Here is a 23,051-nt window from a genome sequence, read left to right as displayed (position 1 = left end):
GGCTGCTTCCGACCAAACCCCTTTTACAGGGTTCCCCATTGGTCGAACCGCCTATCACCGGTCGTCTACACCACACTACCATCCCTTTGATCCGTCAACAAAATGGCCGGGCCGTGGCGTCGGGCCGATATGGTTAATAATTCACTTCTTGTGGCCTTCCGGCCACTGCGGCGCTTGGCAGCGGCGCGGGTGACAGGCCATAGTGCCGAAAACATCAGGTCCCGAGCGATTTGGGCCGTTACCGAAGAGAACATTCCATAATGCGGCCCGATTCCGGACCGCAAGACAGCCCTGAATTCTGGAGGATTTCCTATGTCCGACGCCGTCAAGGTCGGCTTTGTCGCCTTTTCCGCCGCGCCCCGTGGCGTTCTCGTGGTGTTTTGCGATGACGCATTGAAGTTCGGCGAGACGACGCGGAAGGCGCTGGGGAAGGCGGCCGATACCGTCAAGCGGGCGGCGGCGGCTAACCAGTTCAAGGGCAAGAGCGGATCGACGCTCGATATCCCGGCGCCGGAGGGAATCAAGGCGGAGCGCCTAATCGTGGTCGGTGTCGGCAAGGCGGCCGATATCAAGGAGAAGGATTTTCTCAAGTTCGGCGGGGTGACGGCGGGCAAGCTCAACGCCGCCAGCGCGGCGGTCACCGTGATCGCGGAGCTGCCTGAAGGGGCGATGCAGGGCGATTCCGCCGCCGCGATCGCGTCGGGCATCCGGCTGCGGGCGTACAAATTCGACCGCTACAAGACCAAGAAGAAAGACGGCGAGAACGACGCGCTTCGCGCCGACGTTTCGATCGCTGTCGAGGATGTAGCCGCCGCGCGCAAGGCCTTCGCGCCGGCATCCCATGTCGTGGATGGCGTGGTGATCGCGCGCGAACTCGTCAACGAGCCGCCGAATGTGCTGTACCCGGTGGAATTCGCGCGCCGCGCCAGCCAGCTCAAGAAGCTCGGCGTCGAAATCGAGGTGCTCGACGTCAAGGCGATGCAGAAACTCGGCATGGGCGCATTGCTCGGCGTCGCACAGGGCTCGACGCAGCCGGGCCGCACCGTCATCATGCGCTGGAACGGCGGCAAGAAGAGCGAGCAACCCGTTGCTTTCGTTGGCAAAGGCGTTTGCTTCGATACTGGCGGCATTTCCATCAAGGGCGCCGCCAGCATGGAAGACATGAAGGGCGACATGGGCGGCGCGGCCTGCGTGGTCGGCCTGATGCATGCGCTGGCTGCCCGTAAGGCAAAGGTCAACGCGGTCGGCGCCATCGGCCTGGTCGAGAACATGCCCGATGGCAACGCCCAGCGCCCCGGCGATATCGTCACCTCGATGTCGGGGCAGACCATCGAAATCATCAACACCGACGCCGAAGGCCGGCTCGTGCTGGCCGATGTGCTCTGGTACGTGACCAAGAAGTTCAAGCCGAAATTCATGGTCGACCTGGCCACGCTGACCGGCGCGATCATGGTCGCGCTTGGAACCGAATATGCCGGCATGTTCTCCAACAACGACGAACTGGCCGAGCGGCTGAGCAAGATCGGAAATGAGACCGGCGAGCGCGTCTGGCGCATGCCGCTCGGCCCCGAATACGACAAGCAGATCGATTCGCAGTTTGCCGACATGAAGAACACCGGCGGCCGTAACGGCGGCTCGATCACCGCCGCGCAGTTCCTGCAGCGTTTCGTCGACAACACGCCGTGGGCGCATCTCGACGTCGCGGGGACCGCGATGGGCGCGCCGAAAACCGACATCAACCATAGTTGGGGTTCGGGTTACGGCGTTCGCCTGCTGGACCGGCTGGTCGCGGAATATTACGAAGCTGCGAAGTAATCTGGTCGCTGCCGGATGACGGAAATCCTGTTCTATCATTTGCAGGGCATGTCGCTCGAAAGCGTACTGCCGCCGCTTCTGGAAAAGTCGCTCGAGCGCGGCTGGCGCGTGGTCGTGCAATCGACCTCGCCGGAGCGCACCGAGGCGCTCGATGCGCATTTGTGGACCTACAGCGACGATTCGTTTCTGCCGCACGCCACATGGCGCGCCGGCGATGCACAGGACCAGCCCATCATTCTCTCAATCGAGGAAGGCAACCCGAACCGGGCCAATGTCAGGTTCCTGATCGACAACGCGGCGTTGCCGGCCGATTGCGACAGCTACGAACGGGTGGTGCTGGTCTTCAATGGCGACGATGCAGAGGCGCTGACCGCGGCGCGCGGCGCTTGGACCGATTGCAAGGCGCGCGGGTTCGATCTGACGTATTGGCAGGCCGATGAGCGGGGCCGGTGGCAGCGGCGGCAATAGCAATGCTTGAAAAAATTTAGCGATCGCTTGGAAATTGGCGACTCTCGGGAATTAATGATAATCTGCGGTTCCTGCGCCGAGCTTTGCGGGCAGCCATGGTCGTGCCGCAAAGTGATGGTCGGACAAGTGGTTACAGTAAGGGGTGGGAGCCTGGTCTAGTGTGCGACGCGGAATGATCGATCGAAAACCACTGTTGACGTTGTTGCTGCTCGGGCCTGCGCTTGCAGGCTGCACGGGTGCGTCGGACCTTATGTCGAGGGACGCGGACTGGTTTTCGCGCACCGGACGCGTGTTCATCCGAAACGTGTCGATCGAAACGCCTCCGCTCAGCCCGGACAAGCCCGTGACGCCAGATGAACTCGTCGCCGCGGACGGCGGCTGTCCCGGAATGGCGACGCCGGGCGCTGGTGCAAACGCGCTGACAGATGGCGCGGCAGGTAGCCCGCCTCCCTCGACGACGGGGACGGTGGCGCTCGGTCATACCGAATGCGACGTCGTGCGCGGCATCGGTGCACCCGACAACGTCAATTTCTCCAGCAACGCGCGCGGTGACCGCGTGGCGGTCGTCAACTATTCGCGTGGCCAGCGGGCCGGCATTTACACCTTCACCGCGGGACGCCTGACCTCGATCGAGCGCGGGGCCGAGCCGGCGGCGCAGCCGAGAGGCGCCAAGCCGAAGAAGAAGCCGGCTGCGTAAGCCTCGCGGCCATAATGGGTTTTAGCCCGCCGCTTCGTCAAACTGAGAGCTGGCTTCCAGCCAATTTTCCTCTGCCTGCCGCAGCGCGTTTTCGGCGCCGGCGCGCGCCTTGCTGAGCTGGGCGGCCTGCTTGGGATCGCGCGTGAATAGATCCGGCAAGGCAAGCGCGGTGTCGATCTTGGCAATAATGCCGTTGATGCGCTCGATTTCGGCCTCGGCCTCGGCGATCCGCTGCTTCAGCGGCGTTCGCCTTTCGCTTTTGCCGCGCTCGGGCTTTGCGCTCTCCTTGCTACGCTCGTTGTTGCGTTCGCGCGAACCGCCGCGTGGGTCACCGATCGACAACACCATTCGCCTGTAGTCGTCGAGGTCACCGTCGTAGGTCGTCACCGTCTGATTGGCGACGACCCACAGTTGATCGGCGCAGGCTTCGATCAGGTAGCGGTCGTGCGAGACCATGATCACGGCGCCGGGAAAATCGTTGATCGCCTCGGCCAGCGCCGCACGGCTGTCGATGTCCAGATGGTTGGTCGGCTCGTCGAGGATGATCATGTTCGGGCCGAAGAATGTGGCGAGCCCGAGCAATAGCCGCGCCTTCTCGCCGCCCGACAGGCTCTTGACCAGGGTGTCGCCGGCCTTTCCGGAAAACCCGATCGCGCCGGTGCGGCCGCGCACCTTGGTTTCCGGCGCATCGGGCATCAGCCTGCGGACGTGGTCGTAGGGCGAGCCGTCGAGGTTGAGCTCGTCGACCTGATGTTGCGCGAAATAGCCGACCGAGAGTTTTTCCGCCCGTGTGACCCGGCCGGAGAAAGGCAGCAGCTTGTTGGCCAACAGCTTGACCAGCGTCGACTTGCCGTTGCCGTTGGAGCCGAGCAGGGCGATGCGATCCTCGGTGTCGATCCGCAGCGTCACGCGGTTGAGCACCGGCCTTTTCGGATCGTAGCCGACCGAGACGTCGTCGACCGCGATGATCGGCGGCGACAGCATTTTCTCCGGCGTCGGGAACGTGATTTCGCGCACATCCTGCGTCACCAGCGCGGTGACCGGCTTCATCCGCTCCAGCATTTTCACGCGGGACTGCGCCTGGCGGGCCTTGGAAGCCTTCGCCTTGAAGCGATCGACAAAGGCCTGCAGCCGCTTGCGCTCGTCGGCCTGGCGCTTGGCGTGCTTGGCGTCCAGCATTTCGCGCGTGGCGCGCTGTTCCTCGAACGAGGAATAGGTGCCTTTGTAGAGCGTCAGCTTGCCGCGATCGAGGTGCAGGATCTGGTCCACCGAGGTGTCGAGCAGGTCGCGGTCGTGGCTGATCACGATCACGGTGCGCGGATAGTTGGCCAGATGGTCTTCCAGCCACAGCGTGCCTTCGAGGTCGAGATAGTTGGTCGGCTCGTCCAGCAGCAACAGATCCGGCGCCGAAAACAGCGTCGCCGCCAGCGCCACCCGCATGCGCCAGCCGCCGGAGAATTCCGAACACGGCCGCGCCTGGTCCGCGGTGGAAAATCCGAGGCCGCTCAGGATGGCTGCCGCGCGGGCCGGCGCGGAGTGGGCGTCGATGTCGACCAGCCGCATCTGGATCTCGGCGATCCGGTGCGGATCCTCGGCGGTTTCGGCTTCATTGAGCAGCGCGTCGCGCTCCAGATCGGCTTTCAGCACGACGTTGATGAGGCTTTCCGGCCCATCGGGCGCTTCCTGCGCCAGACTGCCGATGCGCCACCGGGGCGGTAGGGTGATGCCACCCGATTCGGTCGGCAGGTCGCCGCGGATCGCGTGAAACAGCGTCGATTTGCCGACGCCGTTGCGACCGACGAAGCCGACGCGCGCACCGGGCACGATCTGCACCGTACTGTCGTCGATCAGGAGCCGCCCGGCAATGCGGACCGAAATATCCGTGATGGAAAGCATGCGGCCTTGTCACCGGAGCCGGCGCCAAACGCAACCCATTTATCGGCAAATCAGCGATCCGGCGGCCCTCAATGCAGTTCGTTGTCGCGGCGGCGCAGTTCGTCGACGAGTTCGCGCAAACGTGGCGACAGGTCAGTATCGGGGCGCAGGCTTTGCTGCAGACGTTCGCCGATGGCGTCGCAGATCGACACGCATGTCTTGTGATCGATCTGTTCGATATCGCTGTTGATTCGAGGTTGCATGTCGATCTCTACGAGTTCCACCTCACAGCGTTCGCAAGGCTTGATGATATTGATGGGTCAAGTCACAACGGCGAAATTGGTTTCCGTGCATGGACGGCATGCATTCTCCTCCAAGTAGTGGAATCCGTTCGGCAATCCGGTTCCACGGCATAAAAAAAAGCCCCGGCGCGGCGGCCGGGGCGTCAGTCAGGGGGAAGCTCAAATCAGGTTCAGTAGCAGCGGTTCACCAGCCGCCAGCGCGGACCCCAGGGGGTCGGAACCAGGCGCCGCGCGTAGCAGCCGCCATATCCGCCGCCGTAATAGGCCGGGCCGCCGATGAAGACGCGGGGTCCGCCCCAGCCGTGATGATGATGCCAGCCGCCATGATGAAAGCCGCCGCCCCAGGCCGAGGCCGATGTCGGCGCCAGCGCGGCCGCACCCAGCGAAGCCGCGGCTACTGCAACGAGCGAGAGTTTGCGTAACATGATCGTCTCCTCAAAGTTTCGGTGCCAGCTGGCACCATCAGTGAGATCGGGTCCCGTGACGTCCAGAGCCCGGCGGATGCGCGTGCCCTGCGTTCGATCGTCGTTAAGCCTACGGCCGCGAAGCTGAATGAGGACGGCACGGCGGCTTCAGACGGGGTTCACCTGCGTGAAATTGCTGTAATCTTCGCCCCCGCGGCGCGTGCGTGGCACGAAAACACGCCAAAAAGGTGTGGCAGGCGCGTCACACGGTCGCTTGCCGTCGTGAGGTGGCGCCGATATAAGCCCCGCAACTCTCCAACCAGCGTTTTTGCAAGGACGTATACAATGGCGACTGAACGCACTTTCTCGATCATCAAACCGGACGCGACCGAGCGCAATCTGACCGGCGCCGTCAACGCGCTGATCGAGAAGGCGGGCTTGCGTATCGTGGCCCAGAAGCGCATTCGCATGACCCGCGAACAGGCGGAAACCTTCTACGCCGTTCACAAGGCGCGTCCGTTCTTCGGTGAACTGGTCGACTTCATGACCTCGGGTCCGGTCGTGGTGCAGGTGCTGGAAGGCGAGGGCGCCGTCCTGAAGTATCGCGACGTGATGGGCGCGACCGATCCGTCGAAGGCGGCGGACGGCACGATCCGCAAGGTCCATGCAAAGTCGATTGGCGAGAACTCGGTGCACGGTTCGGACGCACCGGAGACCGCCGCGATCGAAATCGCGCAGTTCTTTTCCGGCAACGAAATCGTCGGCTGATTGATTGGGAAGGCGGCAAGCAATAGCCGCGCGCAACGGCTGAAGGGCCGGGGGGAGAAAACGCTGTGAACTGGCTGTGGCAAATCTTTGATCCCGCGACGATCTCGGCGTTCTTCACCCAGTTTCATACCGAGATGCAGCAACCCGCTTTCTGGGTTGCGCTCGGCAAGATCATGTGGATCAACATCCTGCTGTCGGGTGACAACGCGCTTGTCATCGCGATGGCGTGCCGGGGCTTGCCGCCGCGGCAGCGGTTCTGGGGCATGGTGCTCGGTGCCGGCGTCGCCGTCTTCCTGCGCATCATCTTCACCGGCATCGTCGTGACGCTGATGAACCTGCCGTTCCTCAAGCTGGTCGGCGGATTGGCGCTGCTCGTGATCGCGGCAAAGCTGCTCGTGCCGGAAGACGAGGACGAGGGCGACGTGCACGCTGCCGCGCATCTATGGGCGGCGGTGCAGATCGTGGCGATCGCCGACATCGTCATGAGCCTCGACAACGTCATCGCGGTCGCTGCGGCGGCCAATGGCAGCATTCCCCTGCTTGTCCTCGGGCTTGCCATCAGCGTTCCCCTGATCGTCGCGGGAGCTGCGCTGATCATGGCGTTGCTGACGCGCCTTCCGGCGCTGGTGTGGGCCGGCGCGGGCCTGCTCGGCTGGATCGCCGGCGAGGTGATGGCGACCGATCCTGCAGTGCAGCCGTCGCTGCACGCGTTCTTCAACGGTCCGGTCGGTGTCGGCCTCGATGGCCTCCTCAAATCGCTCGGCATGGCGCCGCAGTTCGCCAACAACGGGCATGGCGGCGAGGTGATCCTTGGAATCATCGGCATCATCATCGTGCTCGTCGCGGGATCGATCTGGCGAAAGCGCAAGCTGCAGGGCGCCGAGCACTCCGCCCCGGCGTAGGCAAGGACCTCCGCCGCCGACGGACATGGTGGCTGATGGGGCTACCGATTGCCTTTGCCCCCGGCCGGTTCCATACAGGTTCCCATGACCGAGCCGTTATTGGGGCGCAGCGTCAACCGACTCGAAGACGAGCGCTTCGTGCGGGGACGCGGGCGCTACATCGCCGACCTCGTGGCGCCAAACGCGCTTCATGGCGTCGTCGTTCGTTCGCCGCATGCGCATGCGCGCATCACGGCGATCAGCGTCGATGCGGCACGCCGGATGCCCGGTGTTGCGGCCGTGCTCACCGGACAGGAATTGGCCGCCGACAATATTGGACCGCTGCCGTGCGCGGTGACCCATATCCCGATGACGACGCCGCTGGTGGTGCCGCCCTGTCACGCCCTGGCGCGCGACACCGTTCGTTATGTCGGCGAGCCCGTCGCATTCGTGGTTGCGGAAAGCACTGAGGCCGCGCGCGATGCCGCCGAGGCCATCGTCGTCGACTATGTGCCGTTGCCGCCGGTGGTCTCGATCGCGGATGCGGTTCTGCCGGACGCGCCGGAGATCTGGCCGGAGGCAAAGGGCAACATCGCGTTCCAGTTCAACCGTGGCGAGATCGGCCCGGTAGAAGCTGTGATCCGCGACGCCGCCCATGTCGTGGAATGCGAACTGGTCAACAACCGCGTCGTCGCCGCGCCGCTGGAGACGCGCGGTGCGCTGGGGCAGTTCGATGCTTCGAGTGGCCGTCTGCACCTGACCGCCTCGGCCGCCGGCGCGCACGCGATCCGCGACCTGCTCGCCGACGGTGTCTTTCGCATCGGCCGGGAAAAACTTCGCGTCAGCATCCCCGACGTCGGCGGCGGCTTCGGGATGAAGAACGTGCTCTATCCGGAATGGATGCTGGTGCTGTGGGCGGCGCGCCGCCTCGGCCGCCCGGTCACGTGGATCGGCGATCGCAGCGAGGATTTTACCGGCTCCGTCCATGGCCGCGACAGCCTTATCCGGGCCCGCCTCGCGCTGGATCAAGACGGCCGCTTCCTCGCGCTCGACACAAAAGTCCTCGCCAATATGGGCGCCCATGTTTCGACGGTGGCGCCGGCCGTGCCGACGATGGCGATGGCGAGCGCGATGGGCGGCGTCTACGACATTCCGCTGATCGCCTTTCAGACCAGCGGCGTGTTCACCAACACGACGCCGATCGACGCCTATCGCGGCGCCGGCAAGCCCGAGGCGAACTATCTGATCGAGCGCTGCATCGACCTCGCCGCCCACCAGCTCGGGATGGATGCGCTGAAGCTGCGGCGCAAGAACATCTTTCGCCGCTTCCCCCATTCAAGCGCGATGGGGCTTTCGGTCGAGCAGGGCAGCTTTGCGCATGCGATCGATCACGCGGTGAAGGCCGCTGCGGGATTCGATGCGCGCCGACGAAGCTCGCGCAAGCGGGGCAGGCTGCGTGGCCTCGGCTACGCCTGCTTTCTCGAAACGTCGCGTGGCCAGCCCAATGAAGTGGCGGAAGTGCGTGTCGGTGACGATGGCCTGATCGATCTGATGGTCGGCACGCATTCCAACGGTCAGGGCCACGAGACCACGTTCGCCCAGATCGCGGCCGATGCGTTTGGCTTGCCGGCGGAGCGCTTCCGGTTTCGGCAGGGCGATACGGATGATCTCGATTCCGGTGGCGGGCACGGCGGGGCGCGCTCCATGCATCAGGGCGGCACCGCACTGTTGATGGCGGCCGAAGGCGTGATCGAGAATGCGCGGCGGCTTGCCGCGCGTCTGCTGCAGGCCGACGTGGAGGCGGTTCGCTACGAAGCCGGCATGTTGCGCGTCGCCGTGACCGGGCAGGAGATCAGCCTCGAGGAGGTGGGGCGCGCTTCGTATCAGACGCCCGGCGACGATGTCGCGCCCGGCCTCGCGCACAAGGCGACCCATTTGTGCGACCGCTACACCTTTCCCAACGGCTGCCATGTTGCCGAAGTCGAGATCGACGCCGAGACCGGCGAGGTCAGGCTCGACCGCTACGTTATCTTCGACGACTACGGCCGGCTGCTCGATCCGCGCCAGACGCTGGGGCAGGTCCATGGCGGCGTCGTGCAAGGGATCGGGCAGGCGTTGTTCGAGCACGCGCTGTTCGATGCCGAGACCGGGCAGATACTCTCGGGCTCGCTGATGGATTATGCGCTGCCGCGCGCGGACGACCTTCCCGCGTTCGAGGGCAATCTAACGGGCGACTTTCCAAGCCGCGCCAACCGGCTGGGCGTCAAGGGAAGCGGTCAGGCCGGCGCCATCGCAGCCCCCGCCACCATCATGAACGCCGTGATGAACGCGCTGACCCCGCTGGGCGTGCGGCATCTCGACATGCCCGCAACGCCCTCCCGCATCTGGCATGCGATCCGGGCGGTAGCAGCGCAATCACGCACTGGCACGACGTCCGACGACCAATAGTCCCGATGAGGGACTGAGCCAGCTCAGGCCTGACAGACAGCCGACGACCGTTGCTGCGATGGCGCCCATGACGGTGTGGGCGCAACGGTCGTATCCGGTCGTGATCCGTCGCCAGTCCTGATCGTCCGCTCCTAATCACGGCAAGGTGACGAATGACCTGATTACGCCGTCGTTGACATGCAGGTATTTACCTGCATATCATATTCTCCATACGAGCGAGACCGATGCAGGCCGACAAGGTTTTCAAAGCGCTGGGCGATCCGACACGCAGAAAGCTGCTTGATCTTCTTTGTGAAAAGAACGGGCAGACGCTGGGCCAGCTTTGCGAAAACCTCGACATGGCCCGGCAATCCGCCACCCAGCACCTCGAAATCCTGGAGGAGGCCAATCTGGTGAGCACGGTCAAGCGCGGCCGGGAAAAGCTGCATTTCATCAACCCCGTGCCGCTTCACGAGGTCTACGAGCGGTGGGTGCGGAAATTCGAACGACAGCGGCTCAGCCTGCTGCACGACCTGAAGAAAGAGCTCGAAGGAGAATAACAATGACCCAAGAGACGACCAGCTTTGTCTACGTAACCTATATTCGCTCGACGCCGGAGAAGGTGTTTGCGGCGATCACGAAACCGGAGATCGCGAGGCGTTATTGGGGCCACGAGAACGTCTCCGACTGGAATCCCGGAGCGAAATGGGAGCACGTCCGCGCCAATGATGAACGGACCGTCCAGGTCGTCGGCAAGGTGATCGAAGTCTCGCCGCCAAGCCGTCTCGTCATCACCTGGGCGAATGCGTCGCAGGCCGCCGATCCTTCCGCCTACAGCCGGGTGACGTTCGAGATCGAGGAATACGAGGACATGGTGCGGCTGACCGTCAGCCATGACGAACTCATAGCCGGCAGCGGGATGGCGAACGGCATCAAGAAGGGGTGGCCGGTCGTCCTCGCCAGCCTGAAATCCCTGCTGGAAACCGGCGAGGGACTCGATGTTTTCGCCAAGCCGAAATCGGCTTGATCCCTTGCCGCATCAATCCAGAACCGGAGAATGACCATGACCAAGCCCTATATCGGCGGATGTGCGTGCGGCGCGATCCGTTATGAGACGAGCAGCAAACCCATCGTCGAGAGCCACTGCCAATGCGGCGATTGCCAGAAGCGAAGTGGCACGGGGCATGGATCCTATCTGGTCTTCCCCCGGCGAGCCGAAATGAGCATTACCGGTGAAGCGAAAGACTGGCGGGTCGCCGGCGACAGCGGGAATGAAAAGCTCCACGCCTTCTGCCCGACCTGCGGAACGCCGGTCTACCTGACATTCGTCGCCATGCCGGAACTGATAGCGGTCCACGCGACCAGCCTTGACGACCCGAGCCAGTTCAATCCGCAACTGGTTACGTACGGCATCCGCGGCCATGCCTGGGACGCGATGGATTCATCGCTGCAGACATTCGAGCGAATGCCGCCTGGTTAGGCGTTGCCGGGAGCCATACGAACGCGGGCGATCATCTGGACAGCCGGATCGCGAATGTCGAGTGAGGTCACTACAGGCGAGGCAGTGTCATTCGGCGCGCTGATCTCGCTTTTATTGAGCCGTGCCTGCCACAGCTTCGATCTCGACACGAAAACCGTAGTGCAACGTCGGGACGGGAACGACCGCGCGGGCCGGTCGGACGGCGCCGATCCACTCGGAATAGAGTTTGTCGAAGACCGGCCAGTCATTGATGTCCGTGACGTAGACGCGAACATGAATGAGCTTGTCGACGGCGCTGTTTGCTGCCTCCAGGGCAGTCGCGAGATTGGCCAATACCTGACGCACTTGGGTCTGAAAGTCCCTGTCCGCAAGCCTCGCGCCATTGGCGGAGATCGGCAATTGTCCGGACACAAAAACAAGAGCACCGGCTCTCACCGCGTGACTGTAGTGCCCACCAGGAGCCGCCATTCCGTGAGGTTCCAGGTAGTCAATGTCACCAGCCATTGAACCTCCGCCATGTTTCAATGCTGCCGTCCGTGGTGGCATGATATTCGGAGAATTGCGCTCCGGTAGCGCAGGCGTGATTCGGGAGTATTCGAAGTCGTGTGCCGATCGGGAAGCGATTTTCAGGAGAGATGAGACGTCCGTTCGTCGCGGCGAGGATCCCATGTTCCTGATTTGCCGCGATCATGACCAAGTCTTCCTTGAGCGGGCGCCCTCCTAAGTCGCATGCGATCCCGTATCCGTAATCATGGCGCTGACGAGCAGTGCCGCCGTCTCGGCTCATCGCCATCCATCCGGCATCGACGATGATCCAGCCTTTTTCCGATTGATGGCCGACCACGGTCGTCAGCACGGAAAGGGCAATATCGTCGATCCCGCAGACGCCGACATTCGTCATGAACAGATCGAAGAACACATACACGCCGCAGCGCACTTCCGTAACGCCGTCCAAGGCGCGGGCGGATAGCGCCGTCGGGGTCGATCCGACGCTCACGACCGGGCAAGGAAGGCCGGCGGCACGAAGCCGTTCGGCCGCGCGCACGCTCAAGGCACGCTCCTGCTCCGCCAGGCGCTCCAAGGCCTGGGGATCGTCGAGTTCATAGGAATTTCCGGCATGAGTCAGCACGCCGCAAAGCGCAGCGCCACCGGTGTGAAGAATGCGACCGATCTCGATGAGACGCTCCTCCTCGGGGCCCACACCTGAGCGGTGCCCGTCAGTGTCGACTTCGATCAGGACTTCGAGAGGATCGCGGTGCGACTGCGCCTCGACGACGGCTTGCGCAGCCTCGACCGAGTCGATCAGAATTTTGAGACGGCAGCCCTGATCACGCAGTGCTTGGGCCCGGCTCAGCCTGTGCGGAGCGATGCAGACCGCGTAGAGAATGTCGTCGTAGCCCGCGGCAAAAAACTCCTCGGCTTCGCGCAGGGTCGAGACAGTGATGCCTTTCGCGCCTGCGGCGCGCTGGCTGTCGGCAACAGCGACGCATTTGGTCGTCTTGACGTGGGGACGGAAACCGACGCCCAAGGCGTTCATCCTGTCCTGCATTCGCGCGATATTGCGCTGCGTGCGCGCGACGTCGACGACGGCAGCGGGCGTTTCGATATCGGAGAAAGATGTCATGCTCAGTCCAGATATTCGCCCTTGGCGCGCAGCACTGGTACGTCGTGCTCCAGCCCTTGAGCGATCAGCGCGCTGACCGCGCCGGGCTCGAGATCCGCTCCCCGTGGCAGTTCGACACCAACCGCTGTCATTTGCCGCATGACATCCGGGTCGGCGAGTGCTGCGCGCAAGGCGTCATTTAATTTCTGACGCACCGCCGCGGGCGTTCCCTTCCGCACGAAGACCGCGTTCCAGGAGCGGAGGTTCACGCCCGGATAGCCGGCCGCTGCCGCAGTAGATACTTGAGGCGCCTGCGGCAGGGGTTGATCACTCAGCGCTGCGATTGCCTTGATCGTTCCGCCGAGCACTTGAGGCAGCGCGGTGGTGGTCTGGTCGCACATGAAGTCGACGTGACCACCCATGAGATCGTTCATCGCGGGGGCAACGCCGCGATATGGAACATGGGTGATGTTCAGTTTCAGGTTCGACAGCAGCAGAACGCAGGCGTAATGCGAAATCGATCCGACGCCGGCGCTGCCATAGGTGAGTCTCTCGCGGTTGGCACGGGCATAGATGACGAAGTCCTGTAGATTGGACGCCGGCAAGTCCAGCTTCGCGACAAGAAGCGTGGATGCCATCCCAGCGAGGCCCACCGGCTCGAAGTCGGCGACAGGGTCGTAAGGCAGGCGCTTGAAGAGCGCGACATTCGCGACATGTGTGCCGATGGTGCCAAATCCGAGCGAGTATCCATCCGCAGGCGCCTTTAGCAACTTGGTCAGGCCGATGGTGCCGCTGGCGCCCCCGATATTTTCCACGACGATGGATTGCTTCAAGTGGGCAGCCATGGCCTGAGCCACTGCCCGTCCAAGCGCGTCGCTCGGGCCACCGGCGGGAAATGGAACGATCAGCGTCAATTGCTTCTCGGGAAACCCCTGAGCAGTTGCCGCAGAGATGTTCAATGCAACCGCGAGCAAGGCCGCTAACATGCGGGATATCATGAAAAGTCCTCCAGCCACGGAATGAGCTCATCGAGATTAGCAGACTCTTTCTCGGCTGCCGGCGCGCCATCGGGACGCGCCAAGCCCACGCGATTGTGCCAGTAGGTGCGCAGTCCGACGGCTGAAGTGCCGATGAGGTCGTAGCCGGAGCCTGCGACAAACGCTGCGTCCGCGGCCGACACGCCCAGCATGTCCAGGGCCAGACGATAGGGGCGGGCGTCGGGCTTATAGAAGCCGGCCTCCTCCGCGGTGATCACGACATCCCATTGCGTGCGGAGACGGGCGGCGGCCATTCGTCCAAGGCGCGTCGAGCAATTGGTGACGACTGCCAGGCGCGTGCGTCCGGCCAACCGGTCGAGTGCAGCCTGCGCGCCGCTCCAGACGGGGAGGGATAGCCAATTTGCTTCGAGGGCGTCTGCCGCCGATGGAGCGAGACCGGTCGTGCGCGCAGCCTGGCGGACCAGATCCTCATACGGGACATAACTCCCGCAACCATATGTCAGGCGGAGATACTCGGCCCTCCAGGTTCGGCCCGATGCTTCGGATCCGGCGGAGGCATTCCAGACGCTCCAGGAATCGAGGAGCGCGGTGAGAAGATCAAAAAGAACGGCGCGCGGCATGGTCATGTCAAACCTCTATCATCCCAGTGATCAGTTGTGTTTAAGTAGGATTATCTCTTCCGTTCAGGAAAATTGAATGATTGCGCTTGAGGATTTGCGGTTTGTGGTGGCCCTGAGTCGAACCGGCTCGCTAAGCGCGGCGGCGCGGGCGCTCGATGTCACGCCGCCGGCTCTTTCCATGCGATTGAAGAAGCTGGAGGCTGTTCTCGGGGTCAACCTTGTCGTTCGCAACTCCCGGGGGCTGCGCTTCACGCCGGAAGGCGAACGACTTGTCCATGAAGGCCAGTCGCTGTTGGCGCGTGTCGATGGGCTGGCGGACAGTCTCAGCGGTGGCGCATTTGCTGGCCCCTTGCGGGTTGTCGCGCCGTTTGGCTTCGGCAGGATCCATGTCGCGCCCGTCATGGCGGCATTCATTCGCGACTACCCGCAAGTGCGTGCGACGTTGGATCTTTCCGAAGCGCCCTGGAACAGCAATGTCGAGGCTGACGTCGTCATCCATATTGGAACAGTGCGGGATTCCTCGTGGGTGGCTCATCTCCTTGCCCGCAACGCGCGCTGGGTCTGCGCCAGTCCCAGCTATCTTCGACGACATGGAACGCCGTCACACCCTCGAGAGCTGGTGCAGCATGCCTGTCTCTCGGTTCGCGAAAACGAAGAGGACGTGACGCTGTGGCGCTACAAAGACAGCCACACATCGTCCCGGCGGTCGGAGGCGCTTCGAATAAGTCCGGCACTCACGAGCAACAATGGCGAGGTTGTTCGTGAGTGGGCCGTCGCGGGGCTGGGCGTCGCTCTCAGGTCCGAATGGGACGTCGCACCATCCGTCAAACGCGGCGAACTGCGTCGGCTGTTTGCTGAATACGAATTCGAAGGGGCCGACATTCTGGCTTTGGTGCCAACGCGTCGCGGGGTCTCAGCTCGTGTTTCGCATTTTGTTGAAAGCCTGAAGACCCGCTTTCAACCGAAGCCGCCTTGGCGAAGTCTTTGACAGTATGACCAACCGCTACTCGGACTGCGCTCGAAGCCGCCTTGTTAACGCTTGCTCCTGCGGCCGTTTCCCTTCGCCGGCCAGCGCCCTTCGTTGACGACGGCGCGGACGATCTCGACCACGGTGCTGCGTACCTCGAGGAACGCCTTGGTCTGCGGCCGGTCCGCGAGCGCGACCAGAGCGCAGGAGCGCGTCAGCGGCGGATCGATGATGCGCCGTGCGTGATATTTCTCCGCCGCCAGGTCGGAGAGGACGGTTGCGCGGGAGAGGATCGCGCATCCCAATCCAGCCTCGATCGCCATTCGCAAGGCCGACAATGAATCGACTTCGAGCGTTTCACTGGGCGTGATCTGATTGCGGAGAACCTGGGTCTGGATGATGGCGCGCGATGCCGGCATCGGCGTTAGTCCAACCACGCTTCGTTGCGGAATGGCGGAGAAGGCGATCGGGCTGGATGATCGCCCGATCAGGTTCGGATGCCCGACGAGGTAGAGGTCCTCGTCGTGCAGCGCCTCGACATCCAGGCGGGCGTCCCTCGGGGGATTATAGGCCAGCGCGAGATCGACCGTGCCTGAGAAGACGCGCTCGATCAGCGCCGGCGACAGCGCCTCGACCATCGTCAGGTGGACACCGGGGGAGTTCTTTCGCACCGCCTTCATGACATCGAGGGCGACCATCGAGAGCGCGGTGTGGCTAAGGCCGATGCAGACCGGCCCGGTCGCGGCCTCGTTATAGGTCCGTACGTCCTCTTCCGCCTTGCCCAGCGCGGACAGCACGGCGCTGGCATGTTCGTAGAGCCGCCGGCCGGCCGCGGTCAGCGCGATCCCGCGCGGCCGTCGTTCCAGCAGCTTGACGCCGAGATCGGTTTCGAGGGCGGCGACATGGTGACTCAACGCCGACTGCGCGACATTGAGCGTCTCCGCCGCCCGCGACAGCACGCCGGCATCGGCGATGGCGATAAAATACCTGATCTGCCGCAATCCGAGCGCCACTGAAATCGCCCTCACATCTAATTATCAGAACGGAATGATCTTCATATTATATTTGCCAGATGTCTATGGGCGCGGCAAGCTGAGGTCATAACCAATAAAGACCACCCGGGGAGCTCGGCGCATGGACCTGCCGGATAGCGTCGTCATTAGCGAGGAGGGGCCTCGCGAAGGTTTTCAGATCGAAAAAGGCCCGATCGCGACCGCCGACAAGATCGCGCTGATCGATGCGCTTTCCATGTGCGGGCTTCGCAGGATTCAGGTCGGCTCTTTCGTCAATCCCAAGCATGTTCCGGGTTGGGCCGATGCTGAAGCGGTCATCGAAGGGTTCACCCAGCGTGAAGGCGTCGAATACTCCGCGCTGTGGTTCAACGAGAGCGGATTGCAGCGCGCGCTTGCGTTCAGGGGGAAGCTCACTCTTGCCGGTTTCATTTCGCTGAGCGCATCCGAGCCTTTCGCGATCAGGAACCTCAATCGCGACCGCGCCGGACAGATCGAGGCGATGCGCAAAAACTTGCGCGCGCACCGGGAAGCGGGCGTGCCGATCAGCAAGATCATCGTGATGGCCGCCTTCGGCTGCAACTTCGCGGGAGACATCGCGCCGGCGCAGGTCGTCGAGACGGTCGCAGACGCACTTGCCATCGCGCGCGAGGCCGGCGTGGCGGTGCAAGACGTTACGCTGGCGGATTCCATGGGCTGGGCAACGCCCGTCCGAGTAGCGGCCGCGGTCGACGCCGTTCGCGACCGCTGGAGCGATTTGCGGATCGCGCTTCATCTGCACGACACGCGCGGGCAGGGCATCGCCTGCGCCTATGAGGGCCTGCGGCTCGGAGTGATCGCGTTCGATGCCGCGGTGGCAGGGCTCGGCGGCTGTCCGTTTGCCGGCCAGCCAGGCGCGCCCGGCAACATCGCCACCGAAGAACTCGCGCTGCTCTGCGAGGAGATGGGTATCGCGACCGGCCTCAACATCGAGGCGCTGATCGAGGCCGGGCGGCTTGCCGAGCGGATCGTCGGGCACCGGCTGCCGAGCGCTGCATTGCGATCGGGAACGCTCGCCGCATTCAGGAGACGGGCTGCATGACGACTTCTTCCAAGCCGCTCGCGGGGCTGAAGGTGCTCGATTTCGGTCACACCATCATGGGGCCGTGCGCCGGCGTCGTGTTTGCCGATCTCGGCGCCGACGTGGTGAAGATCGAGCCGGTCGACGGCGATCCGACGCGGCGATTGCCGGGTTTCGCCGCCGGATTCTTCGCGACCTACAACCGAAACAAGCGCTCGATCGCCATCGACTTGAAACGATCAGAGGGACAGGCGATCGTGCATCGGCTGGTCAAGGATGCCGATGTCGTACTGGAGAATTTTGGCCCGGGCACCATCGAACGGCTGAAATGCAGTTGGGAGGATCTGCGCCAGATCAACCCGCGCCTCGTCTACCTCTCGATGAAGGGTTTCCTCAAAGGACCATACGAGAACCGCGGCGCGCTCGACGAGGTGGTGCAGATGCAGTCCGGGCTCGCCTATATGACCGGGCCGCCGGGCCGGCCGTTGCGCGCCGGCGCCCCTGTCATCGACATTCTCGGCGGCGTGTTCGGCGTGGTGGCAGCACTATCAGCGCTTCGAGAGCGCGACGCCACCGGCATCGGGCAGAAGGTCGCCAGTTCGCTGTTTGAAAGCGCGACGTTCATGCTCGGTGCGTTGGTGGTCGGCAGCGCCGTGATCGGCGGACCGCTGCCGCCGATGCCGGCCCGCAAGAATGCCTGGGGCGTATACGACGTCTTCACCGCTTCCGACGGTGGCCAGGTTTTCATCGGCTGCACGTCGGACGGACATTGGCAACGCTTCTGCGAAGCTTTTGGATTCGACGACTGGCGCGACGATCCGCGGCTTGCGGGGAATGCCAATCGTTGCGAGGCGCGCGAGTGGATGCTGCCCGAGCTGGAGCGGCGGATCACGAAATTGCCGCTCGATGAAATCCTTGAAAAGTGCGAGGCGGCGCGGGTAGCCTATTCGCGCGTCGGACGGCCCGATGAATTGTCTGGTGATCCGCATCTGCTGGCCCATGGCGGCCTGCTTGCGACGGCCGTATCCGGACTGGGCGGCGGACCGCTGGTCGGAATCCCCGCGCTTCCGGTGGAGTTCGGCGACGGGCGCGAACGCGCAAGTCTCGACCGCCAGCCACCAAAGGTCGGCGAACACTCGCGCGAGATTCTGAGCGCAGCCGGATATTCGGAGCAGGAAATCATCGAACTGCGCGCGGCGGGCGTATTGGGCGAGGCTGCGAGCGTGCCGGCATAGAAGCGAACAAGAAGAAGCGAACAAGAGCGGTCCAGCCGCCTCGCGCAACGCAACATGGTCAGGGAGGAGGCGGAGCATGATGTCCGGCAAACTGGTTCGAGCGAGGGCTCACATCCTCGGCGTGGCGACCGCGGCGCTTGCACTGGGCGCGGTCGCGTTGCCTGCAAAGGCGCAACCATATCCGTCGCGATCGATCACGATGCTGGTCGGCTATTCCGCGGGAGGGCAGGCCGACGCGTTGGCCCGGATCGTAGGCAAGCAACTCGGCGAGACCCTCAAAGTATCCGTCGTCATCGAGAACAAGACGGGGGCCAACGGCATGATCGCGGCCCAGGCGGCCGCGCGCGCCGAGCCTGACGGATACACCATTCTCATGGTGACGGATGCGATGGTCACCATCGATCCGCACCTCGCCACAAGCAACCATTTCGACCTTTCGAAGGCGATGGAGCCGGTCATCAACGTCGCATGGTCGCCGCTGCTGCTTGCGGCGGCCAACAATGTGCCGGCGAATTCGGTGGCTGAGCTCGTCGCGCTGGGCAAGCAAAAGACGCAGAATTTGAGTTTCGGGAGCTCGGGCAGCTCCACGCCGCACCGCCTCGCAGGCGAGATGCTGCAGAAATACGGCGGCTTCACCATGACCCACATTCCCTACAAGGGGACGGCGGCCTCGGTGAACGATCTGCTGGGCGGGCAGATCCCGCTGCTGTTCGGTGCACCCACGGCGGTCGAGCCGCTGGCTGCGGCGGGCAAGATCAAGCTGCTCGGCGTCACGTCGGAAAAGCGCTACCCGTTGCTTCCCGACGTGCCGGCGATCAGCGAAACTTTTCCCGAGTTCAAGATCGTCAGCTATATCGGATTCATGCTCCAGAGGAACACGCCCAGGCCGGTGATCGCTACCTTGAACAAGGAAGTGAACCAGATACTTGCGTCGGATTCGATGCGGGCCTGGCTGGACAAGCAGGGCATGGTCGCCGTCGGCGGTACGCCTGACGATTTCAGGCGCCAGATCGAGGTGGACTATCAGGCGCGCGGTGAGCTTGTCCGCGCGCTCGGCATTACCGGCGAGTGAGCGAGGAAGCGCCGTCGTCTCCTCAGGCGCTTTTTGGTTTCTTCCGGGCAGCGCGCGCCGAAACGTTCAATGCCGCGGCCTCGCGAATGAGCGCCTTCAACGCCTTTTCATCGATCTTGTCGCCGTGATGGAAATCGATCGCGCGCCTGGTGTTGCCTTCGAGGCTTGAGTTGAAGAGGTCTGTCGGATCGTCCAGCGCGGCGCCTCTGGCGAAGGTCATCTTGACGACAGCCTTGTACGTCTCGCCGGTGCAGATGATGCCGTCGTGCTCCCACACCGGAACGCCCCGCCACTTCCACTCCTCGACCACGTCGGGGACGGCCTGCTTGATGATGCCCCTGATGCGCGCCAGCGTCTCGCCGCGCCAATCGCCCAGCTCCTTGATCCTCGCATCGATGTGCCGGGAGGGAGAGTCTCCTGCTTTTGCTTCCTTCGCGCCGGTCTTCTTCATGCTTGTCGCTTTCTTCATGGCTGTTGTCGCTCCGCTCACATTCGTTCGCCGGGCAATTGGCTGGCTTGCTTTACCCAGGCGGCAAGCTGCGCTTCATCGAGCTGGTCGTCCTCGTGAATGTCGAGGTAGCGGGTGTCCTTGCCCTTGGACGCGCCGGGAGGGAGAGGGTGCAGCGACGAGCCGCGGAAGAAAGCCACTTTGACGTACTTCGTGAAGCAGTGAAAGCTGAGGAACCAGCCTTGGTCTCCAACGCCATAGAAGGGGGAATTCCATTTCACGGCCTTGCTCACGCCGGGGACGGTGCGCGCGATGAGGGCATCAAGATGGTGCCCGACATCGCGTTTCCAGCCCGGCATGGCCGCGATGAAGGCCTGCACGGGTGCGTCGCCGTCCCCCTTCGCGATCTGGGGATTGCCGCCTGAGAGCAGGACCGGCTTTGCGGCGGCCTTCTTTGCGACCTTCGCCGACTTCACCTTGGCCATTGCGGTTCGCTCCTATCCGGCGCCTCCCGCGCCGCGCAACTTGGCGGCATAGGGCAGCGCGAACATGTATAGACCCGTGAACAGGAGCAAAAACAGCGGGAGCAGTGGCGAGTAGACGACCAGGGCCGGAGGTTCCCCCAATCCCATGGCGACGAAGTTGGCGATGACGGTCGCCGTAAAGACGATCGACAGCCAGCGATGGATCTGCCGGATGGACATATTCCAGTTCAATGAGACCTCCTTTGATTTGAAACAAGCGAAGCGCGACGCGGCGGATTTCAATCCGCCCGCGCCAGGACCTCATCCAGCTTCGCAAAGAACTGCTGCCATCCGACCTTGGCGCCGCCAAAGGCCTGCTTCTGATCCGGCCGGAAGCCCGATTGCTCCATGCGCAGCAGGGTCCCCGTGCGCGTTGGCGTGAGCGTAAACGTCACCACGCTCTGCAGATCGAACGCCGCATCCGCGTGCTTGAAATTCCAGGTGTAGGAGAGCGCCTTGTTCGGCTCGATAGCGAGGACCTCGCAGTCCAGCACGCCGCCCCAGTCGCCGCGAAGATTGAAATGGTGGCCCACGACCGGCTTGAAGTCGTTCTTCATCAGCCATTCCTCCATCAAATGCGGTTGCGTGAGCGCGCGCCAGAGCTTTTCCGGCGGATGCGGCATCTCCCGTTCGACGACGACGGTGCGTGTTTCAGTCGCTGTATTGGTCATTGGTCCATCCGTTTGAGCAGGTCTTCGAGATCGTCGAATTTTCTCTGCCAGAATCCGGCCATCTCGCTCGTCCAGTCGATCAGCGGGGCCAGGGCGCCGAGCTGCGCGCTATAGTGCGTCTGTCGGCCTTCGTGGCGGTCGCGCACCAGCACCGGCCTGCTTGAGAACGCCGAGATGTTTTGAAACGGCCGGTTGCGAGATCCCGGCCCGCGCCGTAAGCGCCCCCACCGTCTGCTCTCCTTCGCGGCACAGCCGCTCGAAGATCGCCCGACGGGTCGGATCGGCAAGTGTTTTGAAGAGTACATCGTGGGCAGTTGGCATCTGGGATCGATAACCTTTGGGTTATTGGTTGATCCATAACCGCGGAGATATGCATTAGTCAAGCAGGAATTTGGAGCGGCCTAGTAGGCTTGCTCGAGGAAGCCGGCGGTCGCCATCGCGCGGGGCCGCGATGTCGCAATAGTCTGGCTATCCCGGGCCGAAATCATACTCCGATGGTTATGCATCATCTGGCCCGGCCGCCGTGCAGAGCCGCAGGCCACGGGCGTCGACGGCATGGTCGTTGGCTCGTTGTCGAAGGCGGCAGAAACGACCATGTATGGGGCAGGGAGGTGAGGCCTATGGGAGATGCCAATCGTCAGGCCCATTGGGAAAACGTCTACACGACGAAGCGCGAGACCGAGGTCAGCTGGTTTCAGCAAAGCCCGGCGCCTTCGCTCGACTTGATCGTGCAAACGGGTGCAACGAGTGAGTCCGCCATCATCGACATCGGCGGCGGCGCTTCGCGGCTGGTCGACTGTCTCGTTGAGCAGGGGTTTGAAGATGTCACCGTGCTCGATGTGTCGGGCGCAGCATTGGCTGCCGCTAAGAGCCGCCTTGAAAGCCATCTTGGCGCCGGCGCAGAGAGCGTCAACTGGATCATTGCTGATGCGACGACATGGGAGCCGGCGAGGGTCTACGACATCTGGCACGACCGGGCGGCGTTCCACTTTCTCACGGATGCGAACGATCGCGCCGCCTACATCGCCCGCCTTGGGCGTGGCCTCAGGATCGGCGGTCACGCCATCATCGCTACTTTCGCGCCCGACGGGCCTGAAAAGTGCAGCGGCCTGCCGGTCGCGCGCTACGACAGCGCGAGCCTCGGCCAGACGCTCGGCGCAGCGTTCTGGCTGGTCCATACTGAGCGGCACCGGCATGCGACGCCTTGGGGCTCAGGGCAGGCCTTCCAGTTCAGCGTGTTCCGGCGCGAGGGCTGATCCGGGCCCACGAGCGGCGCGGCTAATGCGCCATGCCGCGGGCCAGTTCCTGGCAGGCCTCCATGCAGCGGCGGCAGCTTTCCGCACAGATGCGGCAATGCTCATGCATGGATGCGTGCTTCTGGCACTCCTCCGCGCAAAGCCGGCAGGCGGCAGCACAGACGCTGAGCATGCGGCGCATCACTTCGTCGTCGGAACCGGTCCTGCGGGTCATGATGCGGCCGGTGATGTTGCAGATGTCGGCGCAATCAAGATCCACGCGGATGCACTGGGTCAGCTCCTGCACCATGCGCTCCGACAGGCAGGCGTCGGCACAGGAGGTGCAGGTCTGGGCGCAGGAGTAACATTCCTCGATGCAGCGGATCAGGGCGTCGTTGATCTGGCCCTGGGCGGCCGGGTGGGTGCCGATCATTTCGCGGGCGTGCATGGTGGGCTCCTTGCTTGAAGGCCGGCCGCAGACGCGGCGGCCG

At 63.5% G+C, this 23,051-nt stretch carries 27 protein-coding genes and 1 pseudogene; 14 read left to right on the top strand and 14 right to left on the bottom strand.

Annotated features, from left to right (window positions below; translation table 11 throughout):
• The first annotated feature begins 312 nt into the window (after positions 1–312).
• The 3 genes from ACVWVY_RS31225 to ACVWVY_RS31215 all read left to right on the top strand — a co-directional run bounded on the left by ACVWVY_RS31225 (position 313) and on the right by ACVWVY_RS31215 (position 2,980).
• Positions 313–1,815: a leucyl aminopeptidase gene (locus tag ACVWVY_RS31225; RefSeq protein ID WP_456629979.1), complete on the top strand. Its 1,503-nt coding sequence runs from the start codon at positions 313–315 to the stop codon at positions 1,813–1,815.
• 15 nt (positions 1,816–1,830) lie between these two features.
• The gene (locus ACVWVY_RS31220; protein ID WP_456629978.1) at positions 1,831–2,283 is read left to right on the top strand and encodes a DNA polymerase III subunit chi; all 453 of its coding nucleotides are present in this window, start codon (positions 1,831–1,833) and stop codon (positions 2,281–2,283) included.
• Between the two features lie 172 nt (positions 2,284–2,455).
• On the top strand, positions 2,456–2,980 hold the full coding sequence (locus ACVWVY_RS31215; protein ID WP_456629977.1) for a hypothetical protein: 525 nt from the start codon (positions 2,456–2,458) through the stop codon (positions 2,978–2,980).
• A 21-nt stretch (positions 2,981–3,001) separates the two neighbouring features.
• On the opposite strand, the gene ACVWVY_RS31210 is transcribed toward ACVWVY_RS31215, so the two are convergent.
• The 3 genes from ACVWVY_RS31210 to ACVWVY_RS31200 form a co-directional block, all read right to left on the bottom strand.
• A complete protein-coding gene (locus tag ACVWVY_RS31210; RefSeq protein ID WP_456629976.1) occupies positions 3,002–4,876 on the bottom strand; it encodes an ABC-F family ATP-binding cassette domain-containing protein in 1,875 nt (624 codons plus the stop codon).
• A gap of 68 nt (positions 4,877–4,944) precedes the next feature.
• Positions 4,945–5,118: a hypothetical protein gene (locus tag ACVWVY_RS31205; RefSeq protein WP_456629975.1), complete on the bottom strand. Its 174-nt coding sequence runs from the start codon at positions 5,116–5,118 to the stop codon at positions 4,945–4,947.
• Between the two features lie 209 nt (positions 5,119–5,327).
• The gene (locus tag ACVWVY_RS31200; protein WP_456629974.1) at positions 5,328–5,582 is read right to left on the bottom strand and encodes a sulfur globule protein precursor; all 255 of its coding nucleotides are present in this window, start codon (positions 5,580–5,582) and stop codon (positions 5,328–5,330) included.
• A 324-nt stretch (positions 5,583–5,906) separates the two neighbouring features.
• Between ACVWVY_RS31200 and ndk the strand changes: the two genes are divergently transcribed.
• The 6 genes from ndk (at position 5,907) to ACVWVY_RS31170 (ending at position 11,117) form a co-directional block, all read left to right on the top strand.
• Complete coding sequence (gene ndk, locus ACVWVY_RS31195) at positions 5,907–6,329, top strand: nucleoside-diphosphate kinase (RefSeq protein WP_456629973.1); 423 nt, start codon at positions 5,907–5,909, stop codon at positions 6,327–6,329.
• A gap of 65 nt (positions 6,330–6,394) precedes the next feature.
• Positions 6,395–7,231, top strand: a complete 837-nt coding sequence (locus ACVWVY_RS31190) for a TerC family protein (RefSeq protein ID WP_456629972.1) — start codon at positions 6,395–6,397, stop codon at positions 7,229–7,231.
• 84 nt (positions 7,232–7,315) lie between these two features.
• A complete protein-coding gene (locus ACVWVY_RS31185; RefSeq protein WP_456629971.1) occupies positions 7,316–9,658 on the top strand; it encodes a xanthine dehydrogenase family protein molybdopterin-binding subunit in 2,343 nt (780 codons plus the stop codon).
• Positions 9,659–9,882: 224 nt separating this feature from the next.
• Positions 9,883–10,197, top strand: coding sequence for an ArsR/SmtB family transcription factor (locus ACVWVY_RS31180; RefSeq protein WP_456629970.1), 315 nt, complete (start codon positions 9,883–9,885; stop codon positions 10,195–10,197).
• A 2-nt stretch (positions 10,198–10,199) separates the two neighbouring features.
• On the top strand, positions 10,200–10,664 hold the full coding sequence (locus ACVWVY_RS31175) for an SRPBCC family protein (RefSeq protein ID WP_456629969.1): 465 nt from the start codon (positions 10,200–10,202) through the stop codon (positions 10,662–10,664).
• Positions 10,665–10,700: 36 nt separating this feature from the next.
• Entirely contained in the window at positions 10,701–11,117 is a 417-nt protein-coding gene (locus ACVWVY_RS31170) for a GFA family protein (RefSeq protein ID WP_456629968.1), read from the top strand.
• A gap of 111 nt (positions 11,118–11,228) precedes the next feature.
• On the opposite strand, the gene ACVWVY_RS31165 is transcribed toward ACVWVY_RS31170, so the two are convergent.
• From ACVWVY_RS31165 to ACVWVY_RS31150, 4 genes are read right to left on the bottom strand one after another with little or no spacing between them, the layout of a single operon-like run.
• Positions 11,229–11,621, bottom strand: a complete 393-nt coding sequence (locus ACVWVY_RS31165; RefSeq protein ID WP_456629967.1) for a RidA family protein — start codon at positions 11,619–11,621, stop codon at positions 11,229–11,231.
• Positions 11,611–12,741 (bottom strand): DSD1 family PLP-dependent enzyme, encoded by a 1,131-nt coding sequence (locus tag ACVWVY_RS31160; RefSeq protein ID WP_456629966.1) that lies wholly within the window; start codon positions 12,739–12,741, stop codon positions 11,611–11,613. The genes ACVWVY_RS31165 and ACVWVY_RS31160 overlap by 11 nt, the downstream gene beginning before the upstream one ends.
• Positions 12,742–12,743: 2 nt before the next feature.
• Positions 12,744–13,718, bottom strand: a complete 975-nt coding sequence (locus ACVWVY_RS31155) for a tripartite tricarboxylate transporter substrate-binding protein (RefSeq protein ID WP_456629965.1) — start codon at positions 13,716–13,718, stop codon at positions 12,744–12,746.
• A complete protein-coding gene (locus ACVWVY_RS31150) occupies positions 13,715–14,344 on the bottom strand; it encodes an HAD-IA family hydrolase (RefSeq protein ID WP_456629964.1) in 630 nt (209 codons plus the stop codon). Before ACVWVY_RS31150 ends, ACVWVY_RS31155 begins: the two co-directional genes overlap by 4 nt.
• Before the next feature lie 70 nt (positions 14,345–14,414).
• Here ACVWVY_RS31150 and ACVWVY_RS31145 point away from each other — a divergent pair, with 70 nt between their 5' ends.
• Positions 14,415–15,326: a LysR family transcriptional regulator gene (locus ACVWVY_RS31145; protein WP_456629963.1), complete on the top strand. Its 912-nt coding sequence runs from the start codon at positions 14,415–14,417 to the stop codon at positions 15,324–15,326.
• A 44-nt stretch (positions 15,327–15,370) separates the two neighbouring features.
• Here ACVWVY_RS31145 and ACVWVY_RS31140 read toward each other — a convergent pair whose 3' ends face one another.
• Positions 15,371–16,318, bottom strand: a complete 948-nt coding sequence (locus tag ACVWVY_RS31140; RefSeq protein ID WP_456629962.1) for a LysR family transcriptional regulator — start codon at positions 16,316–16,318, stop codon at positions 15,371–15,373.
• Between the two features lie 121 nt (positions 16,319–16,439).
• Here ACVWVY_RS31140 and ACVWVY_RS31135 point away from each other — a divergent pair, with 121 nt between their 5' ends.
• The 3 genes from ACVWVY_RS31135 to ACVWVY_RS31125 all read left to right on the top strand — a co-directional run bounded on the left by ACVWVY_RS31135 (position 16,440) and on the right by ACVWVY_RS31125 (position 19,682).
• On the top strand, positions 16,440–17,396 hold the full coding sequence (locus tag ACVWVY_RS31135) for a hydroxymethylglutaryl-CoA lyase (protein ID WP_456629961.1): 957 nt from the start codon (positions 16,440–16,442) through the stop codon (positions 17,394–17,396).
• On the top strand, positions 17,393–18,610 hold the full coding sequence (locus tag ACVWVY_RS31130; RefSeq protein ID WP_456629960.1) for a CaiB/BaiF CoA transferase family protein: 1,218 nt from the start codon (positions 17,393–17,395) through the stop codon (positions 18,608–18,610). The genes ACVWVY_RS31135 and ACVWVY_RS31130 overlap by 4 nt, the downstream gene beginning before the upstream one ends.
• 76 nt (positions 18,611–18,686) lie before the next feature.
• Complete coding sequence (locus ACVWVY_RS31125) at positions 18,687–19,682, top strand: Bug family tripartite tricarboxylate transporter substrate binding protein (RefSeq protein ID WP_456629959.1); 996 nt, start codon at positions 18,687–18,689, stop codon at positions 19,680–19,682.
• A gap of 22 nt (positions 19,683–19,704) precedes the next feature.
• Here the strand turns inward: ACVWVY_RS31125 and ACVWVY_RS31120 are convergent, their stop codons facing one another.
• The 5 genes and pseudogenes from ACVWVY_RS31120 to ACVWVY_RS31100 form a co-directional block, all read right to left on the bottom strand.
• The gene (locus ACVWVY_RS31120) at positions 19,705–20,151 is read right to left on the bottom strand and encodes a DUF1801 domain-containing protein (RefSeq protein WP_456629958.1); all 447 of its coding nucleotides are present in this window, start codon (positions 20,149–20,151) and stop codon (positions 19,705–19,707) included.
• A gap of 17 nt (positions 20,152–20,168) precedes the next feature.
• Positions 20,169–20,615 (bottom strand): DUF1801 domain-containing protein, encoded by a 447-nt coding sequence (locus ACVWVY_RS31115; RefSeq protein WP_456629957.1) that lies wholly within the window; start codon positions 20,613–20,615, stop codon positions 20,169–20,171.
• Positions 20,616–20,627: 12 nt separating this feature from the next.
• Positions 20,628–20,846, bottom strand: coding sequence for a hypothetical protein (locus tag ACVWVY_RS31110; protein WP_456629956.1), 219 nt, complete (start codon positions 20,844–20,846; stop codon positions 20,628–20,630).
• A 47-nt stretch (positions 20,847–20,893) separates the two neighbouring features.
• Positions 20,894–21,325 (bottom strand): SRPBCC family protein, encoded by a 432-nt coding sequence (locus ACVWVY_RS31105; RefSeq protein ID WP_456629955.1) that lies wholly within the window; start codon positions 21,323–21,325, stop codon positions 20,894–20,896.
• Positions 21,322–21,646 (bottom strand): annotated as a pseudogene (locus ACVWVY_RS31100) (ArsR/SmtB family transcription factor). The gene ACVWVY_RS31105 and the pseudogene ACVWVY_RS31100 overlap by 4 nt, the downstream one beginning before the upstream one ends.
• 299 nt (positions 21,647–21,945) lie before the next feature.
• Between ACVWVY_RS31100 and ACVWVY_RS31095 the strand changes: the two are divergent.
• Positions 21,946–22,581 carry a class I SAM-dependent methyltransferase gene (locus ACVWVY_RS31095; RefSeq protein ID WP_456629954.1) on the top strand — a complete coding sequence of 212 codons (636 nt, stop codon included), beginning with the start codon at positions 21,946–21,948 and terminating at the stop codon, positions 22,579–22,581.
• Between the two features lie 22 nt (positions 22,582–22,603).
• On the opposite strand, the gene ACVWVY_RS31090 is transcribed toward ACVWVY_RS31095, so the two are convergent.
• Positions 22,604–23,008: a four-helix bundle copper-binding protein gene (locus ACVWVY_RS31090; protein ID WP_456629953.1), complete on the bottom strand. Its 405-nt coding sequence runs from the start codon at positions 23,006–23,008 to the stop codon at positions 22,604–22,606.
• Positions 23,009–23,051 lie beyond the last annotated feature (43 nt).

The sequence above is a fragment of the Bradyrhizobium sp. URHC0002 genome (assembly GCF_054059515.1).
Note: the sequence above shows the minus strand (reverse complement) of the source record. Positions and strands in the feature narration are given on the sequence as shown.

What these genes read in the sequence shown, in the direction of transcription:
- ACVWVY_RS31225 (WP_456629979.1), top strand. Translation starts at nt 313, where the DNA reads ATGTCCGACGCCGTCAAGGTCGGCTTTGTCGCCTTTTCCGCCGCGCCC.
- ACVWVY_RS31220 (WP_456629978.1), top strand. Translation starts at nt 1,831, where the DNA reads ATGACGGAAATCCTGTTCTATCATTTGCAGGGCATGTCGCTCGAAAGC.
- ACVWVY_RS31215 (WP_456629977.1), top strand. Translation starts at nt 2,456, where the DNA reads ATGATCGATCGAAAACCACTGTTGACGTTGTTGCTGCTCGGGCCTGCG.
- ACVWVY_RS31210 (WP_456629976.1), bottom strand. Translation starts at nt 4,876, where the DNA reads ATGCTTTCCATCACGGATATTTCGGTCCGCATTGCCGGGCGGCTCCTG.
- ACVWVY_RS31205 (WP_456629975.1), bottom strand. Translation starts at nt 5,118, where the DNA reads ATGCAACCTCGAATCAACAGCGATATCGAACAGATCGATCACAAGACA.
- ACVWVY_RS31200 (WP_456629974.1), bottom strand. Translation starts at nt 5,582, where the DNA reads ATGTTACGCAAACTCTCGCTCGTTGCAGTAGCCGCGGCTTCGCTGGGT.
- ndk (WP_456629973.1), top strand. Translation starts at nt 5,907, where the DNA reads ATGGCGACTGAACGCACTTTCTCGATCATCAAACCGGACGCGACCGAG.
- ACVWVY_RS31185 (WP_456629971.1), top strand. Translation starts at nt 7,316, where the DNA reads ATGACCGAGCCGTTATTGGGGCGCAGCGTCAACCGACTCGAAGACGAG.
- ACVWVY_RS31180 (WP_456629970.1), top strand. Translation starts at nt 9,883, where the DNA reads ATGCAGGCCGACAAGGTTTTCAAAGCGCTGGGCGATCCGACACGCAGA.
- ACVWVY_RS31175 (WP_456629969.1), top strand. Translation starts at nt 10,200, where the DNA reads ATGACCCAAGAGACGACCAGCTTTGTCTACGTAACCTATATTCGCTCG.
- ACVWVY_RS31170 (WP_456629968.1), top strand. Translation starts at nt 10,701, where the DNA reads ATGACCAAGCCCTATATCGGCGGATGTGCGTGCGGCGCGATCCGTTAT.
- ACVWVY_RS31165 (WP_456629967.1), bottom strand. Translation starts at nt 11,621, where the DNA reads ATGGCTGGTGACATTGACTACCTGGAACCTCACGGAATGGCGGCTCCT.
- ACVWVY_RS31160 (WP_456629966.1), bottom strand. Translation starts at nt 12,741, where the DNA reads ATGACATCTTTCTCCGATATCGAAACGCCCGCTGCCGTCGTCGACGTC.
- ACVWVY_RS31155 (WP_456629965.1), bottom strand. Translation starts at nt 13,718, where the DNA reads ATGATATCCCGCATGTTAGCGGCCTTGCTCGCGGTTGCATTGAACATC.
- ACVWVY_RS31150 (WP_456629964.1), bottom strand. Translation starts at nt 14,344, where the DNA reads ATGACCATGCCGCGCGCCGTTCTTTTTGATCTTCTCACCGCGCTCCTC.
- ACVWVY_RS31145 (WP_456629963.1), top strand. Translation starts at nt 14,415, where the DNA reads ATGATTGCGCTTGAGGATTTGCGGTTTGTGGTGGCCCTGAGTCGAACC.
- ACVWVY_RS31135 (WP_456629961.1), top strand. Translation starts at nt 16,440, where the DNA reads ATGGACCTGCCGGATAGCGTCGTCATTAGCGAGGAGGGGCCTCGCGAA.
- ACVWVY_RS31130 (WP_456629960.1), top strand. Translation starts at nt 17,393, where the DNA reads ATGACGACTTCTTCCAAGCCGCTCGCGGGGCTGAAGGTGCTCGATTTC.
- ACVWVY_RS31125 (WP_456629959.1), top strand. Translation starts at nt 18,687, where the DNA reads ATGATGTCCGGCAAACTGGTTCGAGCGAGGGCTCACATCCTCGGCGTG.
- ACVWVY_RS31120 (WP_456629958.1), bottom strand. Translation starts at nt 20,151, where the DNA reads ATGAAGAAAGCGACAAGCATGAAGAAGACCGGCGCGAAGGAAGCAAAA.
- ACVWVY_RS31115 (WP_456629957.1), bottom strand. Translation starts at nt 20,615, where the DNA reads ATGGCCAAGGTGAAGTCGGCGAAGGTCGCAAAGAAGGCCGCCGCAAAG.
- ACVWVY_RS31105 (WP_456629955.1), bottom strand. Translation starts at nt 21,325, where the DNA reads ATGACCAATACAGCGACTGAAACACGCACCGTCGTCGTCGAACGGGAG.
- ACVWVY_RS31095 (WP_456629954.1), top strand. Translation starts at nt 21,946, where the DNA reads ATGGGAGATGCCAATCGTCAGGCCCATTGGGAAAACGTCTACACGACG.
- ACVWVY_RS31090 (WP_456629953.1), bottom strand. Translation starts at nt 23,008, where the DNA reads ATGCACGCCCGCGAAATGATCGGCACCCACCCGGCCGCCCAGGGCCAG.